6 protein-coding genes and 1 pseudogene are annotated in these 8869 nt (G+C 61.5%); 4 read left to right on the top strand and 3 right to left on the bottom strand.

What is annotated here, in order from left to right; genetic code table 11:
- Window positions 1–4: 4 nt before the first annotated feature.
- The 3 genes from tssG to P7F28_RS02770 form a co-directional block, all read right to left on the bottom strand.
- Window positions 5–1102, bottom strand: a complete 1098-nt coding sequence (gene tssG, locus P7F28_RS02780) for a type VI secretion system baseplate subunit TssG (RefSeq protein WP_277182913.1) — start codon at window positions 1100–1102, stop codon at window positions 5–7.
- Complete coding sequence (gene tssF, locus P7F28_RS02775; protein ID WP_277182912.1) at window positions 1099–2991, bottom strand: type VI secretion system baseplate subunit TssF; 1893 nt, start codon at window positions 2989–2991, stop codon at window positions 1099–1101. Before tssF ends, tssG begins: the two co-directional genes overlap by 4 nt.
- A 69-nt stretch (window positions 2992–3060) precedes the next feature.
- Window positions 3061–3792, bottom strand: coding sequence for a TagK domain-containing protein (locus P7F28_RS02770; RefSeq protein ID WP_277182911.1), 732 nt, complete (start codon window positions 3790–3792; stop codon window positions 3061–3063).
- Window positions 3793–4309: 517 nt separating this feature from the next.
- Here P7F28_RS02770 and P7F28_RS02765 point away from each other — a divergent pair.
- The 4 genes and pseudogenes from P7F28_RS02765 to tssM form a co-directional block, all read left to right on the top strand.
- Window positions 4310–4474, top strand: coding sequence for a hypothetical protein (locus P7F28_RS02765; protein ID WP_277182910.1), 165 nt, complete (start codon window positions 4310–4312; stop codon window positions 4472–4474).
- A gap of 12 nt (window positions 4475–4486) precedes the next feature.
- A pseudogene (tssK, locus tag P7F28_RS02760) lies at window positions 4487–5833 on the top strand (type VI secretion system baseplate subunit TssK).
- Window positions 5826–7088, top strand: coding sequence for a type VI secretion system protein TssL, long form (tssL, locus tag P7F28_RS02755; RefSeq protein ID WP_370467222.1), 1263 nt, complete (start codon window positions 5826–5828; stop codon window positions 7086–7088). Before tssK ends, tssL begins: the two are co-directional and overlap by 8 nt.
- Window positions 7089–7113: 25 nt before the next feature.
- A partial coding sequence (tssM, locus tag P7F28_RS02750) for a type VI secretion system membrane subunit TssM (protein WP_277182909.1) occupies window positions 7114–8869 on the top strand: 1756 nt, incomplete at its 3' end.

Here is an 8869-nt window from a genome sequence, read left to right as displayed (position 1 = left end):
GACGTCAGAAGGAATCGCGTTCCCATTGCTCGCTCGGACCGGACGACGCGGGCGCATCGAGATCGTTCATATAGGCTTCGGGATCGAAGCGCATGCCCGTCACGGCGTCACGGTCCGGCGAGCGGCCGAGCCAGCCTGACCAGCCCACTTGCTGCGGACCACTAATCTTCATGGGTGGCGCGTCTTCCGTGCGGATTCGCACGTCCAGTTCCCAATTGAACTCCTGATCCACGAAACTGCGCACCCAGCCGACGAGATGCGGCAAGTCCTCCCCTTGCGGCGTAAAACGCAGATAGTCGTCAAGGCTCACCGGACCGATCACGATTCGAAAGCGGTACTGACAATCTGGCACGCGCTCACCGAGAATCGCGCCTTCGCTCATGGTCGATGCCTCGCCGGGCAACCCCAGCCGTGCGCGATCCGCATCCGCGATATCGATCCAATGAAACACGTGCTCTTCGATCGACACCGGCACGCCGAAATAATGCGCGAGGGTCATGCGCAAGCCGTCGGGATCGCGCGTTTCGCGCACCAAATGCGCCGATGCCGACAGTCGCGCATGCGCGGGCACTTCACGCTCGCGGGCCTCCGCTGCATCGATGCCCGCCAGACAGCCGACATGGAACGAAAACGGCTCGTTTTGAGCGCCCGCGCGATCCAGCCCCGCCGCCGACTGCGCATTCGCCCAGGCGCGATAGAACAGCGTCAGATAACGGTGATGAAAGACATCGAGGAAATCGACCAGCGTGCTGTCATTGCGGCTTTCCTCCCGCTCTCGCGCAATCTCGGTGACATGGATCGGCAGCGAACCGTTCGGGCCGAGCATGCCGAGGCCAAGCAAGCGGATGCGCAAGCGTCCTTCGGCTTCCTCAGCGCTCGCCACTTCACTCGGTGCAAAAATCAGCGAGGGCTTCTGGCCGATCCGAAACGGTTCCGCCGATGGACGCATCGCCGTGCCCACCGGATCGAGTTCCGGCCGTGCGCCGATCCGACGCATCAGCGAGAGAAAGCCGTATCGCCAGGGCTCGGCGCGCAGGTGTTCGAGCATGTCGGATGAAAGACCCGTTCCCGCTTCACTCGATGCGCTGTTGGATCGCGTCATTGCCCGGCTCCGCGCACGCCCGTCCGCAGGGGCCAGCGTATCAGGCAGCCGCGCTGCATCGAATGAAGTTCGGTGCGCGTGAACGTGTTGATGTTCGCGTGGCGCATCAGGAATTGTTCAAGCACGAAGCCGAACAAGTATGGACTCACGCCGGAGAAGCCGTCTTCATCCACCGTCAGGCGGCACTCGATGCCTTGCGCAAACACCAGCGGCCCGTTATGGCGCATTGCGTGCGAGGCGAACCGCGTTTGCATGCCGACGAGACTTTGAATCTGCCGCTGCTGCACGAGGTCGTCGGCGTCCGCGAACAGGCGCAGCAAATCGCGTAGCGCGAGCCCGCCTTGCCGATGCTCCACGTTCTCAAGCGACAGCTGGTTGAAATTGATCTGCCGCACGAGCCGCCAGGCCGCTTCGCGCCCGGCAAAAGGCATGCGCGGCGCGCTTGGCGGCAGCGCCAGCCCGATACTTTCCAGCGGCGCATCTTCATCACCAACGAGATCATCCACGCCATCGCGCGGCACGAGCAGCGGCAAATCACGATTCGTCACCCACGCATCGGCGGAAATAAACTGCAGATCTTCGCGATACGGCGCGGCCTGCTGATCCACAAGCGATACGAATACTTCGGTTCCGCTATAACCCGTGCGCGCGCCATAACGCCGAACGGCATCTGATGCCGCTCTTGGTTCGCGTCGCAGCGAGAAGTATCGACCGAGATTACCGGCATCACGATTCAACGTCTCATACATCGGCCGGAAAGTCTGCGTTGGCCCGCCGCCGCGCATGTGACCATGCACCGTATTTACTGCGTACACCTCATGATCGAGCGGCGCGCCGCGTCGTGGCGTCAGATGAAACTCCGTCGCCGCCTCCGACAGTTCGACGCGATCCGTGCGCTGACGAAACAGATTGACGATTGGCGCGCAATGCAGCGCGAAACGCGAAGCATCGACGAGTCTGGCAAGCGGGCCTGGTGATCGCTTGAGCAGAACGATCAGTTCGACTTCTTTTTCTTGCACCTGCGCGAAGGCCGACGCGAGGCCTTTGAGCGCGAAGGAATGGAAGCGGCCCGGACAAGCGAAGTATTCCTGCAGCAGGTGATATCCGTGAAACTGCGACCACAAGAGCGGCAGCAAGCTCTGATCTGCCTGAAAGCCATCGTGCGCCACGGCCTCAGGACCGCCGGCACAAACGACCTTGCCGGAGCTGCCCGCATCGCCCGGTTTCCGCACGAGCAAGGCGACGGCGCTAGTATGCAGGAGTTCGAACAATTGCGATGCGAGCGGCGCGGCGCTTGGAAGAAAGAACGGCAACTGGTCGATGTTGCGCATCTCGTCGAAGCGTGCATTTCCAAGCGCGCGCAAGCGAAGGCGGAGCGCGCCGCCTACCGAAGCATTCGCGGGAACATAGCGACTCAGATCGGCAAGGTCGTGTGGCACGTGAGTGAGCGTCGCGCCGGAGAGTTCGATAGGAAACAGCACGACGTCCTGCCCCGTGCGAAACTCGCAGGCCGTGCGCAAACCGTGTGGGATGCGGCCCGTAAGACGCGCGCCGCGCGGGATACGAAACCCCTCGACGAGCCGAGGATCGGACATATCCGGAAAGAAACGCGCAACAGCGATGGACGGCACGGGCGCGGTGTAGTTCGGATAGCTCACTTCCAGCAATCGCGCCGCGAAACGCGGGAATTCCGCGTCGAGCTTCGAACGATGACGCGCCGCCAGCAACGAGAACGAATCAACGATTCGCTCGACATACGGATCGATGGCTTCGCCTGCCCGCACGTGCAACCGGTCCCCGATACCGGGATGCGCGCGCGCAAACTCGCCGCCCAGTTCATGCAGCGCGACGAGTTCTTGATTGTAGTAATCGAGCAGCCTGGAATCCACAGCAAACTTCCCCTTAGTGCGCACGCAGCGCTATGCAATCAAGCGGATCAGGCTTGCGCGCGACACGACTCAAATTGGACTGTCGATCGACAATGTGTGGTGCTCACGCCTCGCCAGTTCCGGCGGCGGCGATCCGTTGGATCCGCGAAACGCGGCCGCGGCATGGTGCTCAGGCGGCGCGAACAACTCGAGAATCTCAGGCATGTCATCGTCCGATTCCATCGGCTCTGCATCGAACAGAAGGCCGAACGCCTGATCGACGGTATGGATCTCCTGAAGCAAAGCTGATACCGGCGCGTGCTCCGGCACAGGTCCGCCCGCTTGATCGGCCACTTCAGGTGTCACCGGCTCCCAGACGCTTTCCGACTCGACCCAGTCGCGGCGAGTCGCTGTCAGCGGCGAGGAAAGCGCCTCGCAATATTGCCCGTACAGCGCGTTCATGACGGGATCGCGCTCGGGCTCGTCGTGTCCGCGTAGCGTTGGCACATCGCGCTCTTCCGCCTCCCAGTGCGCTGAACCGCCGAGCAGATCGAAAATCGGATTGCCTGCCGCATAGGATGACTGAGCGTCGCCCAGATCCGCCTCGGGCATGTCCGGAACGCTCGCACGGCCCGCAGGCGCGCCGTATCTGGACAGCTCTTCCGTCGCGAACGGACTGAAGGAACGCACGCGTACCGTTGTCGTTATCTCAATTTCATTGGTATTCCAAATCATTTTCTTTTCATTTCTGAAAGCCGCGCATTTAACCACGACATCTGCATGCTGTCCATGATTTGGTTCATATTGATTTTTTCCCGTCAAACAAGATATTCACGAGACGCTGTCCGTTGGCAGCCGATTGCTCAGATAGTTAGCCAATCAGTAATATTCTTTCAAACATGCGGTTTTGCGGCTCACATACCGCGCAAACTTGCGATAGCATTTCAGAATATCGACGCCTGATCGCGCGGAAGTAAGAGCATTAAATTACTATTTTCTGCGAGGCACTGTTCGGCTACCTAAATATCCCACTACCGGACAGAATCGAGTTCGCCACCGCGTTTCATGCGTTTTGGTGCGATCCGGCATAGATCGTGACTTCCTCGATCGAAATATCAAGCGCAAGTGCCACGCGCTGTCAACCGGAGCGAATTCCACAGCGATCTCCCGCAGCAAGTCGAATCACCGGCACGCGTCATATCGGCGCATCGGGTCAGCGGAGTCGGCGGGGTCCGCGCGCGCCACCCTCCGACACGACTTCCAATCCCTTATTCAATGCGCTCGCTTTCCATAGTCATCGCGCCAGCCTGCTTGTCCGGACTTGCTTGGCGCGGGGTTCATGGCGCGCGAGCAGTTTCAACTTCGTTCCGGCGAGCGAAGCGTTATCCAGCCCGCTTTACGCCAGACATCGTGGTATCGCCCGGTGCCGAAGCTTGATCTGAAGATCGGTCTCGATGCGAACGCCGTCGTAATCACCGACAAAACCACTGAACAGACACAGTAACGGATCTATCGAATGACTTGGTACAACAAGGTCGTCTGGAGCGAAGGACTGTTCCTCCGCCCTCAGCTCTTTCAGCAGCAGGAGCGCTACGTTGAGCAGTTCGCGCACAAGCGCGCGGCATCGCTGTCACCGTTCTTTTTCGGTTTCAGTCACTTTGCCATCGACAAGGAAGCGCTCGCACTCGGCAAGGTGATCATCAAGTCATCCGAAGGAATATTCTCCGATGGCACGCCGTTCAATGCGCCCGGCGACGCGCCATTGCCCGCGCCGCTGACTATCCGTCCCGAGCATCTCGAACAGACCATCTATCTGGCCACACCAGTGCGCCTACCCAACAGCGAGGAAACCACCTTCGATTCCAGCACGAATTCGCTGGCGCGCTACGCGGTGTTCGACGCCGAATTACGCGATACAAACTCGATCGGCCAAGGGTACAAGCCGGTACAGCTTTCCGGTCTGCGCCTGCGCCTTCTGCCCGGCAAGGAACTCACCGACGGATGGATCGGATTGCCGCTCACGCGTGTTCGGACCATCCGCGCTGACGGCAGCATCGAACTCGACGAGACGCTTATTCCGACGGTATCAGGCTACGGCGCGAGCAAGCTGCTCGAATCGTGGCTCGGCCAGATTCACGAACTCACGCGCCTGCGCGCCGATGGACTCGCGAAACGCCTGACCGGCAGCGACGGCCGCGCAGGGTCGGTCGCGGAAGTGTCGGACTATCTGCTGTTGCAAACGCTCAATCGCTACGAGCCGCTGCTTCAGCATCTGCGCCGCGTGCCGTCCACATCGCCCGCCGACCTGTACGCGCTGTTCGCCACCATGGCGGGAGAACTTTCGACCTACGTGCGCCCGAGCACGCGCCGGCCGCTCGATAGCCATCCCGCTTATTAGCATGACAGTCCGTATCTCTGTCTCAAGCCGCTGGTCGAAGACGCGCAGTGGCTGCTCAACGCCGTACTCGTGCGCAGCGCGCAGCCGATCCCGCTCGAAGAAACGCACTACGGCATGCGCAATGCGGTGGTTGATCCGGCAGAGTTGCGCGGCTTCTCGGCTATCGTGCTGGCCGTGTCCGCCGCGATCCCCGCTGATGCGCTCGTTGCGCAATTCGCGACGCAGGCCAAGATCGGACCATCCGATCGTCTGCCCGACCTGGTTCGCTCGCATCTTCCCGGCATCGTGCTGCAAGCCATGCCCGTGCCTCCGCGCCAGATTCCCTTCAACGCCGGCTATGTGTATTACGAGCTGTCGCGCAACGGGCCGCTTTGGGAAACGATCTCGCAGCACGGCGGCATCGCGTTGCACGTAGCGGGCGATTTCCCGCAGCTCAGGCTCGAACTGTGGGGCGTGCGTGGCTGATCCAACTCTCCGTGCATTCGGCGCGCAGGGCTTCGCGCCCACGCCAGCGCAAGACGCGGGCGTGACGCCGCACGCCGGTATTCCGCCGGCCGAACCCTACGCCGCGCGTTTGCAGGCCGTCCAGCAATCGCATAATCCGCTGCTCGAAGCGGCACGGCCTTTGTTGCGCGCACTCGCGGACATGCCCGCCGATCTCGAATTACCCGCCATCGATCAGTTACACCTTTTGCTCAAACAAGAAGTGCGCGTCTTTCAGCGTCTGTGCGAGCAAGCCAACGTGCGCCGCGATCATATGATCGGCGCACGATACTGCCTGTGTACCGCGCTCGACGATGCCGCGACGCAAACCCGCTGGGGCAAGCGAGAGATCGGCGTGCGCTGGATCGCCACCGGCCTCGCAACAGAGTTCCACGAGGACCGGCATGGAGGCGACAAGGTGTTTCTGCTCACTGCCCGTTTGATGCAGAACGCCGGTGAGCATATTGATCTTCTCGAGATCGTCTATCGCATATTGAGTCTCGGCTTTCTCGGGCGATATCGTCACGAAGTGGACGGCGCGCGCAAGCACGACGCGGTGCGCAAGAGCATCTTCAAGGAACTGCAGGCACAGCGCGCGGGCACGGGCATCGCGCTGTCGCCACACGGACACTCGACTGCGCGCGGTCATCGTCTGTCGCTTCGGGACTTTCCGGTCTGGATGTCGTTCGCGGTCGCAGGCGTGATCGTGACCGGCTTGTTCTGCTGGTACAAATACCACCTGCTCACGCGCGGCGACGCGCTCGAACAGCGCATCATCGAGATCGGTCGGCTCACTCCGCCGCCAGCGCGCCTGCTGCGTCTCAAGCAACTGCTGCGCGATGAAATCGCCGCAGGCACCGTCAGCGTCGACGAAGACGATCGGCACAGCGCCGTGACGTTTCGCGGCGACGCAATGTTCGCTTCGGGCGGCGTGGCGGTCAAAGCGTCGATGAATCCGCTGATCGACAAGATCGCCAACGAGATCAACAAGGTGCCGGGCCGCGTCGTCGTCACCGGTTACACGGACAGCACGCCGATCCGCACATCCGAGTTCGCCTCGAATGTCGAACTCTCGCAGAAGCGGGCAATGCACGTTGCGCAGAGGTTGCAGCAAGCAGGCGTCGCGCCCTCGCGTCTCGAAGCAATCGGCCGGGGCGATGCCGAGCCGCTTGGCGACAACGCCACTGCGGCGGGTCGCGCGCTGAATCGCCGAGTGGCCATCACCGTCACGCCGTAACAGCTTTATACAGGCAAAGCCGAAAATGAAAAAAAAATGGTTCTCCGGATATCGCTGGATTCTCCCGCTTCTCGCGCTCGTCGCGGTGTCACTGATCATCTGGTTCCTTGGCCCCTACTTCACGTTCGGCGGTTTGAAGCCGCTCGAGGGAATCGGCATGCGCGTGCTGCTGATCGCGCTCGCGCTCGGCGCAACGCTGCTGTGGCTGAAGGCTTGGTCCATGAGTCCGATGTTCGTCGCACTGTTGTGTCTGCTGATCTGGCACGCCGCGCCCTTGCTCGGCTTTGGCGAGTTCCGGCCGTTCGCGCCGGAGTCGGTGCGGATCGCCGCCGTCGTCATCGTGCTTGCGCTGTTTGCGCTGTATTGGCTGATCTGGCTGCTGCATCGCATGCGCACCGACAAGGACTTTCTGGATAAAGCGCTCAAGTTCGGCAGCAAGGCCGAACCCTCGCCTGCGGCCGAACGCCTGCGCATCGTGGAGTCACGCGCGAACGTTGCATTGACTCGCCTACGCCGCATGCGTACGAACGCAAAGAGTATCGGTCGGATATTCAAAGGTGCGAACTATCTGTACGAACTACCTTGGTATATCTGTCTTGGCGCGACCAGCGCGGGCAAGACTCATGCAGTTCTGCAATCGGGACTTCAGTTCGAAAGCGACGGCGCTGACCGGCACGGGAACGAATCTGCGGCGACCGAGTACGCCCACTGGCGGTTAAGCAACGATGCCGTGTTTATCGATACTGCCGGCCACTACACCCATCACGGGCAATCGAGCGGACAGGTTCCCGCGCGCCCCGCGAATACGGACGTCCCGATCGCCGATGCCGACTGGCGACGAACCATCGATGCCGAAGAATGGCACGGCTTTATCGCGCTGCTACGCCGCCGCCGCCCACGCGTGCCCGTGAATGGCGCGTTGCTCACCGTCAAGCTCGACGTGCTGACATCGCCGAATGCGTCCGTTCGCTCGCGCGAGGCCGCAGCGCTGCGCGCACGGCTGCTGGACATGCGCAATATGTTCGGCATCCGGTTCCCGGTCTATCTGATCGTGGCGCAGATGGACCGCTTGCCGGGCTTCACAGATTACTTCGCATCGCTGACTAATGAACATCGCGCGCAGGTATGGGGTTTCACCCTGCCGCTTGATTCCACCGATCTCGGCGCGCAATGCACTGGGGAGTTTTTGCGGCTCTCGAAGCGTCTGTCCGACGGGCTGAATTCGCGTCTCGACGACGAGGACGCCGCGATGCGTCGTCAGCGTCTCGCCGTGTTGCCCGAGGCATTCGATGCGCTGCAGGGTCCGCTCGTCGAGCTGCTTTTGCAACTGTTCCCCGACTCGCGCTATGACGATACGCAAGCGCACGGCAACCTGCGCGCCGTGTTCTTCACGAGTGCACTGCAGGCCGGCCAAGAGGTCGTATCCGAGCCGCTCACCATCGTGCAGCGGCTCGCGGCGGGACTTTCGCTCTCCGTGAATCGCGTGGGCGCGCGGGCCGAGAGCGCACACGGATTCTTTCTCCACGATGCATTCAAGAAAGTGATCCTGCCGGAAGCGCATCTGGTGCGCCCGAATCTTCGCTGGGAATATCGGTCGCGCGTGATGCGAATCATCGGCCATACGCTTGCCTTGCTCATGCTGGCGTGGCTCGCGGTATCACTGCATGTGAGCTTCAGCAACAATCGCGATTATCTGAGCGCCATCGGCCAGAAAACGGATGCGCTCGCGGCACGCGTCATGCAGTTCTACAAGGCCCCTAAAACGGAAGCTCTGCCCGACA

The sequence above is a fragment of the Caballeronia sp. BR00000012568055 genome (genome assembly GCF_029439455.1).
Lineage (GTDB): Bacteria > Pseudomonadota > Gammaproteobacteria > Burkholderiales > Burkholderiaceae > Caballeronia.
Note: the sequence above shows the minus strand (reverse complement) of the source record. Positions and strands in the feature narration are given on the sequence as shown.

What these genes read in the sequence shown, in the direction of transcription:
- tssG (WP_277182913.1), bottom strand. Translation starts at nt 1,102, where the DNA reads ATGACGCGATCCAACAGCGCATCGAGTGAAGCGGGAACGGGTCTTTCA.
- P7F28_RS02765 (WP_277182910.1), top strand. Translation starts at nt 4,310, where the DNA reads ATGGCGCGCGAGCAGTTTCAACTTCGTTCCGGCGAGCGAAGCGTTATC.